Annotated in this window: 17 protein-coding genes and 1 pseudogene; 12 read left to right on the top strand and 6 right to left on the bottom strand. The window is 62.3% G+C overall.

The features are described 5' to 3' along the window. Nucleotides 1-28: 28 nt before the first annotated feature. A complete protein-coding gene (locus GEOBRER4_RS18705) occupies nt 29-3,595 on the top strand; it encodes an AsmA family protein (RefSeq protein ID WP_185243525.1) in 3,567 nt (1,188 codons plus the stop codon). 71 nt (nt 3,596-3,666) lie between these two features. Beyond that, on the top strand, nt 3,667-4,338 hold the full coding sequence (locus GEOBRER4_RS18700) for a DUF1318 domain-containing protein (protein WP_185243524.1): 672 nt from the start codon (nt 3,667-3,669) through the stop codon (nt 4,336-4,338). Nucleotides 4,339-4,641: 303 nt separating this feature from the next. Here the strand turns inward: GEOBRER4_RS18700 and GEOBRER4_RS18695 are convergent. The 5 genes and pseudogenes from GEOBRER4_RS18695 to uppP form a co-directional block, all read right to left on the bottom strand. Next, nucleotides 4,642-4,848 (bottom strand): annotated as a pseudogene (locus GEOBRER4_RS18695) (hypothetical protein); the annotation flags it as partial. A gap of 19 nt (nt 4,849-4,867) precedes the next feature. Continuing rightward, nucleotides 4,868-5,338: a hypothetical protein gene (locus GEOBRER4_RS18690; protein WP_185243522.1), complete on the bottom strand. Its 471-nt coding sequence runs from the start codon at nt 5,336-5,338 to the stop codon at nt 4,868-4,870. Nucleotides 5,339-5,352: 14 nt separating this feature from the next. Further along, nucleotides 5,353-5,712, bottom strand: coding sequence for a hypothetical protein (locus GEOBRER4_RS18685; RefSeq protein ID WP_185243521.1), 360 nt, complete (start codon nt 5,710-5,712; stop codon nt 5,353-5,355). Next, nucleotides 5,709-6,404 (bottom strand): RadC family protein, encoded by a 696-nt coding sequence (radC, locus tag GEOBRER4_RS18680; RefSeq protein ID WP_085814743.1) that lies wholly within the window; start codon nt 6,402-6,404, stop codon nt 5,709-5,711. Before radC ends, GEOBRER4_RS18685 begins: the two co-directional genes overlap by 4 nt. 85 nt (nt 6,405-6,489) lie before the next feature. Beyond that, complete coding sequence (gene uppP / locus GEOBRER4_RS18675; protein WP_085814744.1) at nt 6,490-7,305, bottom strand: undecaprenyl-diphosphatase UppP; 816 nt, start codon at nt 7,303-7,305, stop codon at nt 6,490-6,492. Nucleotides 7,306-7,497: 192 nt separating this feature from the next. Between uppP and GEOBRER4_RS18670 the strand changes: the two genes are divergently transcribed. Beyond that, entirely contained in the window at nt 7,498-8,115 is a 618-nt protein-coding gene (locus GEOBRER4_RS18670; protein ID WP_085814745.1) for a DUF47 domain-containing protein, read from the top strand. Further along, nucleotides 8,108-9,109 carry an inorganic phosphate transporter gene (locus GEOBRER4_RS18665; protein ID WP_085814746.1) on the top strand — a complete coding sequence of 334 codons (1,002 nt, stop codon included), beginning with the start codon at nt 8,108-8,110 and terminating at the stop codon, nt 9,107-9,109. The genes GEOBRER4_RS18670 and GEOBRER4_RS18665 overlap by 8 nt, the downstream gene beginning before the upstream one ends. 69 nt (nt 9,110-9,178) lie before the next feature. Here the strand turns inward: GEOBRER4_RS18665 and GEOBRER4_RS18660 are convergent, their stop codons facing one another. Continuing rightward, nucleotides 9,179-9,664, bottom strand: coding sequence for a DUF2062 domain-containing protein (locus tag GEOBRER4_RS18660; protein WP_085814747.1), 486 nt, complete (start codon nt 9,662-9,664; stop codon nt 9,179-9,181). 149 nt (nt 9,665-9,813) lie between these two features. On the opposite strand from GEOBRER4_RS18660, the gene proB reads away from it, so the two are divergent. The 8 genes from proB to GEOBRER4_RS18620 all read left to right on the top strand — a co-directional run bounded on the left by proB (nt 9,814) and on the right by GEOBRER4_RS18620 (nt 16,795). Then, nucleotides 9,814-10,935 (top strand): glutamate 5-kinase, encoded by a 1,122-nt coding sequence (gene proB / locus GEOBRER4_RS18655; RefSeq protein WP_185243520.1) that lies wholly within the window; start codon nt 9,814-9,816, stop codon nt 10,933-10,935. A gap of 24 nt (nt 10,936-10,959) precedes the next feature. Next, complete coding sequence (locus tag GEOBRER4_RS18650; protein WP_185243519.1) at nt 10,960-12,273, top strand: glutamate-5-semialdehyde dehydrogenase; 1,314 nt, start codon at nt 10,960-10,962, stop codon at nt 12,271-12,273. Between the two features lie 16 nt (nt 12,274-12,289). Further along, nucleotides 12,290-12,940: a nicotinate-nucleotide adenylyltransferase gene (gene nadD / locus GEOBRER4_RS18645; RefSeq protein WP_185243518.1), complete on the top strand. Its 651-nt coding sequence runs from the start codon at nt 12,290-12,292 to the stop codon at nt 12,938-12,940. Beyond that, the gene (gene rsfS, locus GEOBRER4_RS18640) at nt 12,930-13,316 is read left to right on the top strand and encodes a ribosome silencing factor (RefSeq protein WP_085814751.1); all 387 of its coding nucleotides are present in this window, start codon (nt 12,930-12,932) and stop codon (nt 13,314-13,316) included. Before nadD ends, rsfS begins: the two co-directional genes overlap by 11 nt. Next, the gene (locus GEOBRER4_RS18635; protein WP_185243517.1) at nt 13,313-13,777 is read left to right on the top strand and encodes a 23S rRNA (pseudouridine(1915)-N(3))-methyltransferase RlmH; all 465 of its coding nucleotides are present in this window, start codon (nt 13,313-13,315) and stop codon (nt 13,775-13,777) included. The genes rsfS and GEOBRER4_RS18635 overlap by 4 nt, the downstream gene beginning before the upstream one ends. A gap of 83 nt (nt 13,778-13,860) precedes the next feature. Continuing rightward, nucleotides 13,861-15,399: a 2,3-bisphosphoglycerate-independent phosphoglycerate mutase gene (gene gpmI, locus GEOBRER4_RS18630; protein WP_185243516.1), complete on the top strand. Its 1,539-nt coding sequence runs from the start codon at nt 13,861-13,863 to the stop codon at nt 15,397-15,399. A 21-nt stretch (nt 15,400-15,420) separates the two neighbouring features. Continuing rightward, entirely contained in the window at nt 15,421-16,083 is a 663-nt protein-coding gene (locus tag GEOBRER4_RS18625; RefSeq protein ID WP_185243515.1) for a flavodoxin family protein, read from the top strand. Nucleotides 16,084-16,141: 58 nt separating this feature from the next. Further along, nucleotides 16,142-16,795, top strand: coding sequence for a lactate utilization protein (locus tag GEOBRER4_RS18620; RefSeq protein WP_185243514.1), 654 nt, complete (start codon nt 16,142-16,144; stop codon nt 16,793-16,795). Nucleotides 16,796-16,851: the final 56 nt, after the last annotated feature.

The following is a 16,851-nucleotide window of genomic DNA, read 5'->3' as shown; positions in this document are numbered from 1 at the left end:
AAGTTCTCGCTGCAAAGGAACCTGAACCATGAGCGAGCCCGAGAAGAAAGAGAAGGACCTGAAAAAAACTGCGACCATAGTTTTTATCGTGGCCGCATCGGCTCTCGGCCTGGTGCTCCTTTGTCTCGTCGCGTTCCGGATCTACCTCGCCACCTCCTATCCCGCGTCACAGCTCTCCCGCCTGGTCACCGACCGGCTGCAGCAGGATTTCTCCGTCAATAAGATAGAGCTTTCCGGCAGGACCTTGATCCTCAAGGGGGTGCGCCTGAAAAACCCGGCGGGGTTTAAAGCCGGGGAACTCTTCGCGGCCGACAGGGTGCTGCTCGCCCCGCGCTGGATCGAGCTTTTGCGTGGGGGGCAGCGCTTCAAGCTGATCGACGTGGAGGGGGGGAAGCTCGCCCTGGAAAAGGATGCAAACGGCTCCTGGAACTTCGAGAATCTACAGCGACACTTGGCGGCCAAAAAGCCTGCCGCGGGAAGAGCCGCCCCGGAAACGGTGATCGGCAAGCTCCTGGTGAAGAACAGCAGTATCACCGTGCAGGGGGAGGGGGTGCACGGGATCAATCTGCAGGTCTTCAACCTGGCGAGCGGCGGATCACGCAGCGCGCAGGTGGAACTCGCCTTCGAGGACGCCGCCCGCAACCGCTATCTCCTGAAGGGGACCGCCCGCCCGGGTGCTGACGCCGCTGTCGACCTTTCCCTAACCGCACCGGCCCTGTCGCTGAAAAACCTGGCGCAGCTTTTCAAGCTGAAGGATCCCGAACCCTTTCAGGATGCCCAGGGTGCACTGCAGGCGAGTGCGGTCCTGGCAAAAGGCGAGCTGAAAAGCACCGGGAGCTTCTCCTTCCGCAGGATACTGATCCCTGCTGCCCGCGGCGACTACCCCATCGCCGGTCTTTTGCAGTTCAACGGCGTCTACAACCTGTCCGAGGACACCGCACACCTGAATGAAGCGACACTCACCATAGACAAGATGGCGCGGCTGCAGGCAGGCGGAACCGTCACCGGCGTGAAGAAGGATCGCCAGTTCGACCTGCTTCTTGCCCTGGACGCAGTGGACCTTGCCCTGGTAAACGTGCTGCTGCCCGAGGAGTCGCGCCACGACCTCAATTTCGGCGGCAGGCTCCGCTGCGAATCTCTGCGCCTTGAGGGAAACGGCAAGGTCGGGGTCGAGAGCGTGGTGGGAAACCTGGAGTTACGGGACGGCTCGCTCGCCCGGGAGCGCGAAGTCTTTGCGGCGGGTGTGGCGGGAAACCTCGCCCTTTCCAGGCGCGGCGCGACTGTTACCGCGCGCGGCAAGCTTTCTCTCCCTACTCCCGACCCGAAGGCGCTGGTCCAGGCGCTGGATCTTCCCGTGGAGCTCACTCTCTCGGCCGGGCTAAAGCCGCTTCGGGCGAAGAGCGAAGGGTTTTCCGCCCGGATCATGGGTGTTGCCGTGTCGGGTCGTGCACTCTACGATGCTGGGGATTCCGAGCCGCTGCGAGCCGATCTCGCGCTGGCGACCAGGGAGCCGGAGCGGCTCAACCCGTTGCTCTCCCGCTACGGCATCGAGGCGCTCTCCGGAACCGGTTCAGGGAGCCTGCAACTTGTGGGGAAGGGGGCGCAGGAGCTGAATGGGGCGGCCCGGTTCACGGTCGCGAACCTGAAGGCCAAGCAGGGGAAGGAACCACTGGGGGTGAAGGCCGGTACGGCAACGGCCAACTTGAAGAAGCGGGGCGACAAATTGCAGCTACATGGGGATGTGCGGATCGCGGCGCTCTCCTTCCAGGGAAAGAGAGGCGACGCACGTTTCGCCTACCGGGTGACTGAGCGATACCTCTACCTGAACGGTATGCAAGCGTCATGGGGAGGGACCCGCTTCTCCGCTTCTAGCGTGAGCGGAGAAATCCCGGCCGCAGTGGTTACCGGCAACCTCACCCGACGTCCGCTGCGCTTCGACCTGGAGGGGGGTGGGCTTGGACAGGGGGATTTCCAGCTCTCCGGCCTCTCGGGGAGGGTGAGGGGGAGCCTCGTCGCCGACGGCAAGGAGAAATGGCTGGAAGGAAGCGCCGATCTCGCCTCCCGCACCCTATCCTGGCGCAAGCAGGCAATGGCCGCGCCCGTCTTGCATGCCGCCTTCGCCAGGCAGGGGGGGCGGGCCGAGCTGCGCGGGCAACTGCTGGGGGGGAAGGTGACGGGGCAGGCCGGATTCCGCCCCTTTTCTCCCGAAGCCGCTACAAGCTTCAACGTCAGCCTCACCGGCGCAGCCGCCAGGGAATTTGCGCTCCTTGCCTCCGGCGCGCCTGGCGTCCGCCCCAGCGCCGGTTACGTGGACCTGCGGCTGGAAGGGACCACGGGCGGCAAGAGCGGGCTTTCCTGCCGCTTCGACGCCAGGGGACGTGACCTTGCCCTCGTCAACGCCACGGGTAAAAGCCTCGTGTCGGGTGCCGCCGCCTCGGTCCAGGGGCGTCTGTCCGGCGGGACCCTCACCATTTCAGAAGCGAGCGCTGAGCCGGGGCGGGGCGTCAGGCTTACCGCGCGGGGGGAGGTAGCGGACGCTTTCTCGGACAAGCGGCGCGGTACTCTGCTATTCGCCCTGCCGGAGAGTTCGCTGAACGATCTGGTGGAGTCCCTCATCAACCTCGCACCGCCGCTGATCCAGGAAGCGACGCTGAAGGGGAGCGTGGCGGCGGAAGGGAGGGTCGAGCTGCGCGAAGGGCGCAAGCTTCTCAACGGCGGGGTGACGTTTAGGGGAGGGAGGGTCGAGGCGCCGGCCCAGAAGTTCGTGGTGGCGGACATTAACGGCAGAATTCCCATCTCTTTGGAAATCGGGGGGAAGGGAAGTAGCGCCCCGCGGGTCACCCGGGAGTTCAGCCGGGATAATTACAGTCGGGTCCTGGCTCAACTGAGTGGGACCCCGCCGGGGGGGGAGCTGGTCACCGTGGAGAAGATCGGCTTCGGCTCGGTCCAAACCGGAAAGCTCACGGCGCAGTTGCGTGCGCAAAACGGGGTCACGGAGATCACCTCCCTGCGCACCACAATTTACGACGGGACCGTGCTGGGGACCGGCCATCTTGCCTTTACCGATCAGGCGACCTACCGCGGCGACCTTGTGGTGAACGGTCTCAGCCTGAGGGCCCTGTGTAAGAGCCTGCCCAACCTGGAAGGGTACATCTCCGGACGCTTGGACGGGGTTGTCAGCGTGCATGGCATCGGGGGAGATCAAAAGCGGCTGACCGGTTTCGTGGATCTCTGGGCGCGCGAAGGGGGGAGAGAAAAGATGCTGGTGAGCAAGCAGTTCCTGCAGCGCCTGGCGAAGCAGAAGCTGTCCGGTTTCTTCCTGAGCCGAGACCGCCCCTATGATAGGGCGGAGATCAAGGCGACCCTGGAGCGGGGTGAGCTCACCTTCAACGCGCTCCAGATCCTTAACACCAACGTCCTTGGGGTCCGGGACCTGAACGTCAACATCGCCCCGACCCAGAACCGGATCGCCCTGGACCACCTGCTCGAGTCCATCAAGGAGGCCGCGGTGCGCGGCGCGCCAGCGTCCGGCGGAGCGGCCCCGGCAAAGCAGCCGCAGCAGGAACCGGCGCCAGAGTTCAAGTGGGAGGAGTGAACAGTAACCAGGCTGTGTTATATTCACCGGGTGAATCAAGCAAAGATAAACAAAGGCATCGGAGGTATCCCATGAGAGGAAGATTGCTTAAATCGCTGCTGGCCCTGACCTGCTTTCTTTTCAGCGCCTGCGCCGTGATCACCGTCAACGTCTACTTCCCCGAGAAGGCGGCTAAGGAGGCTTACAAGTCGCTGGACGACATGCTCTTGAAACCGAGCGAGAAGCCGGGCGGGGAGAGCGCTCCCCCCGCGCCTGCGCCGCTGGAACAGCAAGGGCCCCAGAGCCGGCTCTTTGACCAGCTCCCTTCCTTGTCGCTGGTATCTGAAGCGTGGGCGGCCGACACCGATGCCGATGCCGACGCCCTGGCTGTGGAGCTTTCCAGTATGCCGGAGGTCTTGAAAGCCTATGACGATATGAGCAGCCGGCTCCCAAGGCTTACCGCGCTCTTCAACAGCGGCGCGATTGGGATCTCGAAACAGGGGCTGGTGGTGGCGCCGCCGACGGCAAAGGCGAAACTGGCGCCCCAGGACGAGAGCCTTTTGGCGGCGGAGAACCAGAGCCGCAAGACGGTGGTGATGAGCATGGCCAAGGCGATACTGAAGCTGCAGAAGCAAAAGGAAAGCAAGGAAGCGCTGAACCTGGTGCTGGGAAAAGCCGCGGCCACCTTCGCCGAGACCAAAAGGGAGGCCGCCCGGCCAGGGTGGTGGATGCAGTTGCCGAACGACCGCTGGGTGCAGAAGTAGCTGTCCAAAATTTGAACTGCGTGTTGAATATTTGAAACTACCCGTTTATACGCCACTTTTGGGTGCAGGAGTGAACCTTTTCCTGCCGGCTGTTCAACCTAGGGGTTCTCACGGCAACGGGGAGCTGTGTGGTTTCGCACAATTTAATGACTTGTTTTCAAAGGGTTACACGGAAGTAAGGTTTTTTTCGAAGTTGGCACCGCTTTTGTAATAGTGAAGACAGCAGCACGAACAAAAACCTTACTTTGCGCCGATGATGGAGTCCTCCTTTCGTCTCGGCGCTTTTTTTTTGTCCGCCGCTTTTCACTCGATCATGTCTTTCACGTCGGAGATGAAGGTCGGGTAGGTCCAAAGCACCTGGCGCAACTCCCGGTCGCTGATCCCGAACTTGAGCGCCAGGACGAAGATGTTTATGGTTTCGCCTGCGTTTTGGCCCAGAAGGTGTGCTCCCAGGATCTTTCCGGTTTCCTCCTCGATGAGCACCTTGTAAAAGCCCCCTGTTGTCCGATGCGGCGCGACGAGGGCCTTTTCAGGCCAAAAGCAGCCGCCCCAGCGAGGCGCGGGCCGCGGACCCCGAGACGTCCGGCATGATCTCCAACTCCAGCACTGCCACCCCCGTCAGCCCCACCTTATATTCCTCCTGCTCGATGGTGGTGCCGGGAGGGGAAAAGGTGAACTGCTGCCGCACGATCTCGCGGAACTTTTTGCCGTCCGGGGACCAGCGGAGCACGAATTCCTGCGTTCTTGGCACCTGCTCCTCGTCTATCAGGAGGTAGATCCGGGAGAGCCGCTGCGGCTCGTCGAAAAGAATCCTTACCATCTGCGGTCCGGGTTCCGCCGCACGCCACCCCGGCGCCCCCACCGGCTGGAGTGCCGCGTCTATCGGCTGGGCCGGGTCCTCGGAGCTTATTTCCACGCTGGCGATGCTTCCCAGATCCAGCCACTTGGTGCCGCCCTTGGGTTCCTCGCGGGACTCGCGGGAGATGATGGTCTTTCGCATGTGGTCCTCCTGTTTCATGTTGTTTTTGGGAGATAGAAGACAGCCCAGCCGATGATAAGCGCCACTTCCGCAGCGGCGTCGGCCAGGTAGATACGCGAGATGACTCGCTTTGAGGCGTAGATGACGTCGACTGCGGCAAGTGCAGCGGCGCTTCCCGCGGCAAGGTGCGCGACGGCGGGAGTGACTTCGTGCGTTCCGCCGGCCGTGAGGAGGACGGCACCTGTCACCGCCAGCACCGCCCCGACCGTCTTGACCAGCCAGAGGTCGGTCTTAGGGCCGGTCACCGCCATGAAGGTATTGATGCTGAAGATCGGCCAGACCCCGGTCAGCAGGAAGTACCATCCCTGGATCATGGCGAGGGTCTCGGGGGTCATATCCGGCCGTGCTCCGCGAAGCTGTAGAACTCGTTTTCCCCGATGATGATGTGGTCGAGCACCCTGATCCCCAGGAGCTCTCCCGCCTCGCAGAGGCGGCGGGTGACTTCCATGTCTTCGGGGCTTGGGGTAGGGTCTCCGGTGGGGTGGTTGTGCAGGAGGATCATTGCGGCCGCGGAGCTGCGCACCGCGACATTGAAGACCTCGCGGGGGTGGACGATGCTCTGGTTCAGCGACCCCTCGGAGATCTGGGCACGGGAAATGATGCGGTTCTTGCCGTCCAGAAGCAGCGCCAGGAACTGCTCCTTGTGCCTGTCCCTGAACTCCGGGTTCAGGTGCTCGAATACCTGCGAGGCGGAGGTGAAGCGTGTGAGCGACTCGATGGGGCGCCGGTCCCTTTCTCTTAAGCGCCGGGCTAGGTCGAGTGCCGCAAGGATGCAGGTGGCTTTCGCGGGACCGATCCCTTTCACCTTCTGGATTTCACTGCAGGAGGCGTCGGCTAAAAGGCTCAGCGAGCCGAACTGGAGCATCAGCTCGCGTCCCAGGTCCAGCGCACTCCGTCCGCTGGCGGCGTCGCCGCTCTTCAGGATCAAGGCGAGGAGCTCCGCCTCGGAAAGAAAAGAGGCCCCCTGCTGCATGAGCTTCTCGCGAGGGCGCTCCTTTTCGGGCCAGCACTTGATTCCGCCGCTCATGTGACCTCCCCGCCGGGTACCCGGCCGGAAAAAAACAAAGGTCAATGATACCCGATGGGGGGGAGTTTGCCAGACGCAGCGAAAACTAGAGGATGGGGAAGAAGATCAGGGCGAGGGCGCCTCCGCCGGCGAAGATGCGGTACCAGACGAAGGGGTAGAGGGAGTCGCGCTGCACCAGCTTCAAAAGGAAGGCGACGCTCAAAAAGCCGAAGACGGCGGAGGTGGAGATGCCGATCAGAAGCGGGAGCTCCTCCCCTGCGGGGATCCCGGTCTGCACCAGGTGCCCCACCTTCAAAAGGGCGGCGCCGGCCACGATGGGCAGCGAGATGAGGAAGGAGAAGCGGGCCGCCGACTCGCGGTGAAAGCCCAGAAGAAGCGCGGCGGTGATGGTGATCCCGGAGCGGGAGACGCCCGGCAGCAGGGCCAGGCACTGGGCCAGTCCGATAACCAGGGCGCACTTCAGGGTGAGCCGGTCCACCCGCCAGCGCTTGGCCCCGGCGGTGTCGGCGAAGGCGAGCACCAGCCCGAAGAAGACGAGGAGCGCCGCAATGGTCGCCGGGCTCTTGCGGAACATCTCGTCGATCGGCCCCTCCAGCATCTTTCCGGCCACCGCCGCGGGAATGGTGGCCGCGATGATGTAAAAAGGGAGCCGTCTAGCCGGCGTGTTGAGCCCGTTGCGGCATGCCGCCACGAAGTTGCCGATCAATTCAAGGATGTCGCGCCAGAAGTAGAGGACCAGGGCCAGGAAGGTCCCGATGTGGAGCGCGACGTCGAAGGTGAGCCCCGACTCGGGCCAGTTCAGGAATTTCGGGATCAATATCAGGTGGGCGGAGCTGCTGATGGGGAGGACTTCGGTGAGTCCCTGCAGCGTGCCAAGCACAGCGGCGTGTAAAGGGTCCATGCGTGTAACTCCCTGTCGGTAAACGATCCGGCACGATAAGCGAAACCGTCGCAGAAATCAAGAAGTAAACAGATTTGGGCTAATTAGAGTAGTCGCATTACACATTTCATGGTTTAATATTTGGCGCGAATATGTTATGTCTGCACAGTTTTGAACGCAATCGGCCGTTATGGCCGCTACTTGGAGGGACAAATGTTTGGGTTGATTCCGAAGGAAGAGAAATTTTTCGCCATGTTCAGGGACATGTCTCACAACATCATCGAGGGTGCGCAGCTCTTGAAGGACATGCTGGACAACTTCGACGACCCGGTCGCCAGCCAGCGCAAGATCAAAGAGGTCGAGCACAAGGGCGACACGATCACCCACGACATCATCAAGAAGTTGAACAAGAGCTTCATCACCCCCTTCGACCGGGAAGACATCTACGCCCTTTCCGCGGCGCTGGACGACATCCTCGACCTGATCGACGCCTCGGCGCAGCGCTTCGTCATGTACAACGTTGAGAAGCCGACCCCGGAGTCCAAGGAGCTTGCCTTCCTGATCCTCAAGTCCTGCCAGACCATCGACAAGACGGTGGCTCTTCTGGGCGGCAAGCTGGAGCCGATCAGCGCCTACTGCATCGAGGTGAACGCCCTGGAGAACGAGGCGGACCGCGTCTGCCGCGAGGCGATCAGCCGCCTGTTCGACGAGGAGAAGGATCCGATCCAGCTCATCAAGTGGAAAGAGATCTACGAGACGCTGGAAACCGCAACGGACAAGTGCGAGGATGCAGCCAACATCCTGGAAAGCGTGGTGGTAAAAAATGCCTGAGGTCACATTAGTCTTGCTGGTCGCGGTAATAGCCGCGGCGCTTTTGTTCGACTACATAAACGGCTTCCACGATACGGCCAACGCCATTGCAACCTGCGTTTCCACCCGTGCCCTCACGGTGAGGACCGCCATCTTCATGGCCGCCGGCCTCAACTTCGTAGGCGCCATGATCTCGACCAAGGTCGCCGCGACCATAGGCAAGGGGATCGTGGACGCCAGCAGCATCACCCAGGTAGTGGTACTGGCCGGGATCATGGGAGCCATCATCTGGAACCTGATCACCTGGTACTACGGCCTTCCCTCCTCCTCCTCGCACGCCATCATCGGCGGACTGGCGGGGTCGGTCGTGGCACATGCGGGCACCTCCGCGCTGCACTGGGCGGGATTGAAGAAGATCATCACCGTGCTGATTCTATCCCCGATCGTCGGCGCCTTCTTCGGCTTCCTCTTCATGGTCATCATGATGTGGACCTTCAGGAACAAGGCCCCCTACACGCTCAACAAGGTGTTCCGCAAGCTGCAGATCTTCTCCGCGGCAGTGATGGCCTTCTCCCACGGCACCGCCGATGCGCAGAAGTCCATGGGTGTCATCACCATGGCGCTGGTTAGCTACGGCAGCCTTGCCACCTTCGAGGTCCCCAACTGGGTGAAGCTCTCCTGCGCCGTCGCCATGGGGCTTGGCACCGCTGCGGGGGGGTGGAGGATCATCAAGACCGTCGGGCACGATTTCGTCAAGCTGCAGCCGGTGCACGGCTTCTGCGTCGAAACCGCGTCGGCAGGGGTCATCCTGGGCGCTTCCGCCATGGGGCTTCCCACCTCGACCACGCACGTGATCACCTCTTCCATCCTCGGGGTGGGGCTTTCCAAGAGGATCTCCGCGGTCAACTGGGGGGTCGCCTACCGCATAGTCACGGCCTGGGTCATCACCATACCAGCCTCGGCGACGGTCGGCTTTGTGAGCTACATGGTTTTCTCGCCGTTTCTCGGGAAGTAAAAAAGGGAAACGAAATAACGAAGTGACTTCGGGAGCGGTTGAGAAACCGCTCCCTTTTTTTTGGTGGGGTTAATCCAGTTCTTCTCCGACCTCCGCCATCTCCTCGGCGATCTCCGACTGGGCCGCGTCCTTGGACCGGAAGCGGAGCACCAGGTAATAACAGAGGAAGTAGGCGATGACGGCGGAGACGAAGCCGATCAGGGATGAGCCGAGGATGAGCGACTTGGCGTAACGCTCCAGGTTGTGCCACTCAAGGCTTCCCGAGATCTGGAGCTCCTTGACCCGGGCGCCGGTGAGGAAGGCGCCGAGCTTGTAGCTCACGCCGAGGATGGGGACGATGGTGACCGGCGTGTTGACCCAGGCGCCGGTGATGCAGGTGAGTTTGTTGAGCCTGAAAATGAAGGCGGCCGCGATGGCGAGGGCTGTGTGCAGTCCGACGAAGGGTGTGAAGCTGATGAAGACGCCGACCGCAAAGCCTGCGGCGATGTGCCCCGGATGGCTGTCCAGCGACAGTATGCTGTAGATCCTTTTTTTCCAGAGCTCTTTGTTGAACAACAGTCACCTCGAAATTTCGGCACAGTCTAAAGTTCCACCCCATCTTTGTCAAATGATTTGACTATGACAAAAGGGTCAACTGAATTGCCATGGTCCAGGAAACATGTTAGTATCCTAGCCTTTATTAACTGATTATCGAAGGTATCCTGATGCGCAAGGAACTGCTTAAGAAGGTAAAACGGGTCGTGGTCAAGATAGGATCCGGTGTTCTTACCGACGAAAACGGGGGGGTGGATCCCCGCTTTCTTGACGGGCTCGCGGCGCAGGTCGCGGAACTCAGCGGGAAGGGGGTCGAGGTGGTGGTTGTCTCCTCTGGGGCCGTGGCGGCAGGGCGCCAGGCGCTGGGGCTTCCTGACCGCCCGAGGACCCTCCCCCAGAAGCAGGCCGCGGCCGCGGTGGGGCAGTCCCGGCTGATGCGTGCCTACGAGGAAGCATTCTCCTCCTACGACCTCAAGGTGGCACAGATACTCTTGACGCGCGACGACCTTGCCAACAGGCGCCGCTTCCAGAACGCCCGCGGCACCCTGGACACCCTTCTTGCCTGCGGCATCATCCCGGTCATCAACGAAAACGACACGGTCGTGGTCGACGAGCTCAAGTTCGGCGACAACGACAACCTCTCGGCGCTGGTGACCAACCTGGTCGAGGCGCAGCTACTTTTGATCATGACGGACATCGACGGCCTCTACACCGCCGACCCACGCACCGACCCGAGCGCCACCCTGATCCACCAGGTGGGAGCGGTGACCCGCGAGTTGGAGCGGGGCGCCGGTGGCAGCGGCACTAGCGTCGGCACCGGCGGCATGGCGACCAAGCTCGCCGCGGCCAAGAAGGTGGTCAAGTCGGGTGTCGCGGCGATCATCTTCGCCGGGCGGGGGGAGCGCACCCTTTCCCGCGTGATGCAGGGGGAGCTCTTAGGCACCCTGTTCCTGCCGGCCGGCGAGTCGCTGAACCGGCGCAAACACTGGATCGCCTTCACCATCAAGCCCGCCGGCAGCATCGTCGTAGACGCCGGCGCGCGCGACGTCCTCTCCCGGCACGGCAGGAGCCTCCTTCCTTCCGGCATCGCAAAGGTGGAGGGGCGCTTCGACCGAGGCGCCTGCGTACGGGTGCTCGACCCCGAGGGGGTGGAGTTCGCGCGCGGCATCACCGATTATTCCAGCCAGGAAGTGGAGAAGATCCGCGGGCACCAAAGCGGCGAGATCGAGCAGATCCTCGGCTTTCGCTACGGCGACGACGTCATCCACCGGGACAACCTGGTCCTGCTTTAAAACTTTTCACAGAGGATGGAGGGAATGGAACCCTTCATCCCTGTCAATAAGCCTTTGGGTTTTGCCTTACGGGAGGTACACATGTCAGTTGCCGAACAGATCCGCAGCATCGCCGCCGAAGCCAGGCAGGCCTCCTTCGCCATGGCGAAGCTCTCCTCCGCCGCCAAGGACCAACTGCTCCTGGACATGGCGCTCGCGCTCATCAACGACGCGCCGCACATCATAGAGGAAAACAAGAAGGACCTTGAGGCCGGGCAACAGCGAGGGCTCTCCGCCGCGATGCTTGACCGCCTGATGCTGAACGAGCAGCGGGTCAAAGGGATGGCCGATGCCATCCGCGAGGTGGCGCAGCTCCCCGACCCGGTGGGCGAGGTGACCGGCATGTGGAAGCGCCCCAACGACCTGATGGTCGGGAAGATGCGCATCCCCCTCGGCGTCATCGGCATCATCTACGAGTCGCGCCCGAACGTCACCTCGGACGCCGCCGCCCTCTGCCTTAAAAGCGGGAACGCGGTGGTCCTGCGCGGAGGCTCCGAGGCGATCCACTCGAACCTCGCCATCGCCACCATCCTGAAAGCGCAGCTCGCAAAGCACGGCATCCCGGCCGCCGCCCTTTCCCTCATCCCGTTCGTGGAGCGCGAAGGGGTGACCGAGATGCTCAAGCAGGAGGAGTACATCGACGTCATCATCCCCAGAGGGGGGGAGAGCCTGATCCGGTTCGTGGTGGAAAACTCCAAGATCCCGGTGATCAAGCACTACAAGGGAGTCTGCCACATCTTCGTCGACGCCACGGCCGACTTCGAGATGGCGCGCGAGATCATCGTCAACGCCAAGACCCAGCGCCCCGGCGTCTGCAACGCGCTGGAAACGCTCCTGATCCACAAGGACATAGCGGAAACCTTCGTCCCCTTCATCTACGAGGCCCTTTCCACGCTCAAGGTGGAGCTCAGGGGGGACAAGGCCTTCCGGCAGTTCGCCCCCAAGGCGACCGAGGCGACCGAGGAGGACTGGTACGCCGAGTACCTGGAGCTGATCCTGGCGGCGGCGGTCGTGGACGGGCTCGATGCGGCCATCGACCACATCAACCGCTACAGCTCGCTGCACACCGAGTCCATCATCACCGGCGATTATGCGAACTCGCAGCGCTTCATCCGCGAGGTGAACTCCGGCGTGGTGATGGTGAACGCCTCCACCCGCTTCTCGGACGGAAATCAGCTCGGTCTCGGCGCGGAGATCGGCATCTCCACCACCAAGCTGCACTCGTTCGGGCCGATGGGGCTCACCGACCTCACCACCACCAAGTTCATCGTCTACGGCTCGGGGCAGGTGCGCCCCTGATTAAAGGAAACGCCAGATGAGACTGGGGATTCTGGGGGGGACCTTCAACCCCATCCATAACGCTCACCTGCGCATCGCGGAGGAGGCGCGCGACCTCTACCAGCTGGACCGGGTCGCCTTCATCCCGGCTGCGACTCCGCCGCACAAGCCGCTGGTGGGGGAGCTCTCCTTTGCCAGCCGCCTGGAGATGGTGCGCTTGGCTGTGGCCGACAACCCGGGCTTCATGGTTTCCGACATGGAAGGTGTGCGCGGCGGGCGCTCCTACTCTATCGACACGCTGCGCGAGCTGAAGGCGCAGTACCCTAAGGACGAGCTCTTCTTCATTGTGGGTGCCGACTCCTTCAACGACATCTCCACCTGGAGGGAATACGCGGCGATTTTCGGGCTTTGCAACGTGATCAGCGTGCAGCGCCCCGGTTCAACCATCACCAGCCTTGCCGAGGCCCTCCCTGTTGCCATAGCAGGCGAGTTCTGCTATGATTCGGCGGCTAAACGGCTCAATCACTGCTCTGGCCACGCAGTTTACGCGCTGGACGGGGTCCTTTTGGACATCTCTTCCAGCCACATCCGCCAGCTGGTCCAGGGCGGCCGCTCGATCAGGTATCTGCTGCCGGATGCCGTAGAGCAATACATAAAGGAACAGAGGTTATACGCTGATGCAAGATAAGGAAGTATTGACGGCCGAAGAGCGTGCCATCAAGTGTGCGGCATTCGCCCTGGACAAGAAGGCGCTCGACGTCAAGGTCCTGGAAATCAAGAAGATCTCCAGCATCGCCGATTACCTGGTGCTCGCCACCGGGCGCTCGGACCGCCAGGTGATGGCGATGGCCGACGCGGTAAAGCAGGGGATGAAGCCCTTCGACCGGTCGATAGACATGGAAGGGTACGAGCAGGGACGCTGGGTGGTCATCGACTACGGCGACGTTATCGTCCACCTCTTCCTGGAAGAGGTGCGCAACACCTACAACCTGGACGAACTCTGGCAAAGGGCTCCGCGGCTCGAGATCCCCGAGGAATACCTTTGGGAGAATAAAGGGGCATGAGGCTGAAGCTCCTTTGGGTCGGCAAGACCCAGGAGAGCTGGGTCAGGACCGGTATTGAGGAGTACGCGGGGCGCATCAGGCGCTACATGCCGCTGGAGATCCTGGAGGCCCGGGAGGAAAAGGGGGCGCAGGCCGCCGCGATGCGGGAGCGGGAATGCGAGCGCCTGGCGAAGCTGATTCCCAAGGGGGGGAAGCTGGTGCTCCTGGACGAGCGGGGGGAGGCAATGACCTCGCCGGAGCTCGCCTCCTTTCTCTCCAAAAACCGCGACCAGGGAACGCAGGACCTGGTCTTCGCCATCGGGGGGGCCTTCGGCTTCACCGACGCTTTCCGCAGCCAGGCCTTCAAGTCGATATCGCTTTCCCGCATGACCCTCACCCACCAGATGGTGAGGGTCTTCCTGCTGGAACAGATCTACCGCGGCTTCACCATCATTAACGGCGAGCCGTATCATCATGAGTAGCTGAAGGTTGTGATGTAAAAAGGGTGAAGCTCAACTTCACCTTTTTTAATTGGTCTCAAAAAATCTAATGAGGGAGAAAAGCCATGCCTAAGAAGCCTCTGCTCTTGATGATCCTCGATGGCTGGGGGATCAATTCCGACACCGAGTCCAACGCCATCGCGCAGGCGAAGACCCCGAACATGACCCGGCTCACCGCCGAGTACCCAAGCGGCACCATCGACGGCTCCGGCATGTCCGTGGGGCTTCCCGCAGGCCAGATGGGGAACTCGGAGGTGGGGCACACCAACATCGGCGCCGGGCGCGTGGTGTACCAGGATCTCACCCGGATCAGCAAGTCCATCGACGACGGCGATTTCTTCCAGAACCCCGTCCTTCTGGACTGTATGAAGAAGACGGTGCAGGGAAGCGGGAGGCTGCACCTGGCGGGTCTTCTCTCCGACGGCGGCGTGCACTCCCACGACACCCACCTCTACGCGCTGATCGACATGGCGAAGCGCAACGGCGTCCGCGAGGTCTTCGTGCACTGCCTCCTGGACGGCCGCGACACCCCCCCGCAGAGCGGGGTCGACTACCTGGCGAGGCTCGAGGCGGAGATGAAGCGCCTTAGCTTCGGCAAGATCGCCACCGTGATCGGGCGCTACTACGCCATGGACCGCGACAACCGCTGGGACCGGGTGGAGCAGGCCTACCGCGCCATGGTTTCGGGCGTCGGGAAACCGTACCCGTCCGCCGCCGCGGCCATCGAGCAGAGCTACCGGGACGGGGTCAACGACGAGTTCGTGCTCCCGAGCGTGATCATGGAAGCTGGCGCTCCGGTGGGTAGGCTTGGCGACGGGGACGGCTTCATCTTCTTCAACTTCCGCTCCGACCGCGCCCGCGAGATCACCCGCGCCTTCACCGATACCGGCTTCGACGGGTTCAAGAGGGAGGAATGGCCCAAGCTCGCCAGCTACGTCTGCATGACCAGCTACGACGAGACCTTCGGCCTTCCGGTCGCCTTCGGAAACGAGGAACTGGTCAACATCTTCCCCGAGGTGATCAGCAACGCCGGGCTCACCCAGCTGAGGATCGCGGAGACCGAGAAGTACGCTCACGTCACCTTCTTCTTCAACGGCGGCAGGGAGAACCCCTTCCCCGGCGAGGACCGCGCCATGATTCCTTCACCCAAGGAAGTCGCCACCTACGACCAGAAGCCCGAGATGAGCGCCTACCTCGTCACCGAGGAGCTCCTGAAGCGGCTCGACCAGGACAAGTACGACGTGGTCATCCTCAACTTCGCCAACGCCGACATGGTCGGGCACACCGGCATCTTCCCGGCGGCGGTGAAGGCGGTCGAGGCCGTCGACGAGTGCGTCGGCAAGCTGGTGGCGAAGGTGCGGGAAAAAGGGGGTATCGCCCTCATCACCGCCGACCACGGCAATGCCGAGATGATGAAGGACGAGCAGGGGGGACCGCACACGGCGCACACCTGCGAGATGGCGCCGGTGGTCCTGGTGGACGATTCCCGCAAGGGGGCGAAGCTCAGGACAGGGGTGCTGGCGGACTTGGCTCCCACCATGCTCGAGCTCTTAGGCCTCCCCCAGCCCCCGGAGATGGGGGGCAAGAGCCTGCTGGTACATTAAAGGCATCAACGGAGATATCGCATGAAAATCCTGGCAATCAACGGCAGTCCCAGGGGTATGAACGGCACCACGGGGCGTCTTTTGGAAGAGGTAATGGCGGGTGCGGTGCAGGCGGGCGCGGACATCGAGATCGTGACGCTGGCCCAGACGCCGATTAAGCCTTGCGTCGCCTGCGACGTCTGCCACAAGGTCGGGACCTGCCCGGTCAAGGACGAGTTCGAGGAGATCAAGCAGAAGCTTGTGGCTGCCGATGCCTTCATCCTGGCCACCCCGAACTACCTCCTCAGCATCACCGCCCAGTTAAAGGCGTTCCTGGACCGCTGCAACGGGCTCATCCACCTGACCTCGCTGGAAGGGAAGTACGCGGCGCTGGTAGAGACCTCGGGCGGGGGCGGGGACGAGGAAGTGCTGGAGTACATGCAGCGGATCGTCAACGCCATGGGGGCGCAGAACGTCGGGAGCATCGGTTCCCCCGGCGCCGGCCATCGTGTTTTCCCGGATCAGGACGCCCTGTTCCAGAAGGCGCGTGCCCTGGGTAAGGATCTTTGCGACAGCGTCCGCGAGAAGCGGCAGTTCCCGGAGCAGGACGAGTGGCGCCTCGGCTTCAAGGCGCGCATGGAGCAGCTGATCGGCTACGTGGGGGAGGCCTGGCCCTACGAGCACCAGATAGTGGCGAAGCGGTAGGAGGAAATTCCCGCGGCGCAGGTTTATGTATCGAAGGCGAGACAAGCGGAGGTAGAAGATGAGCAAGACCGAAGAACTGAACGACTGGAGCTATGCCCAGAAATGCAAGAAGGCGGTGGAGAACCTGAAGAAGAACGGCTTCGAAGCGGTCTACTGCCACGACAGCCAGGAAGTGTTCCACTACATACTGAACGAGGCGGAAGCGGCGCACAGCGTCGGGTTCGGCGGCTCCCTCTCGGTAGCCGACCTCAAATTGACCGACAAGCTGAAGGGGATGGGGAAGGAGATCCTGAACCACGGCGCGCCCGGCCTCGCACCGGAGGAAAAGCTTGCCATCACCAAGAGGCAGCTCACCTGCGACCTCTTTCTCACCGGGAGCAATGCCGTTACCCTTTCCGGCATACTGGTGAACGTCGACGGCAACGGCAATAGGGCCGCCTCCATGTTCTTCGGGCCCGAGAAGGTGATCGTGGTCGTGGGGCGGAACAAGCTGGTGGACGGCGGCGTTGAAGAAGCGATGCAAAGGATAAAGACCTACGCCGCTCCTCCCAACGCCAAGCGCCTGGACCTTTCCACCCCCTGCGCCAGCACCGGCTTTTGCGCGGACTGCAACTCTCCTCAGCGGATCTGCCGGGTGACCACCATCATCGAGAAAAAGCCGCGCAACACCGACATCCGGGTGCTCGTGGTAAACGAGGATATGGGGCTGTAGAAAAAAACTGAAACCATTGGCAAGGGGAAAATCCGAGGATCTCTGAGAGACACCAG

Source organism: Citrifermentans bremense (assembly GCF_014218275.1).
GTDB lineage: Bacteria > Desulfobacterota > Desulfuromonadia > Geobacterales > Geobacteraceae > Geomonas > Geomonas pelophila.
This window is presented reverse-complemented; position numbering and strand designations above follow the sequence as displayed.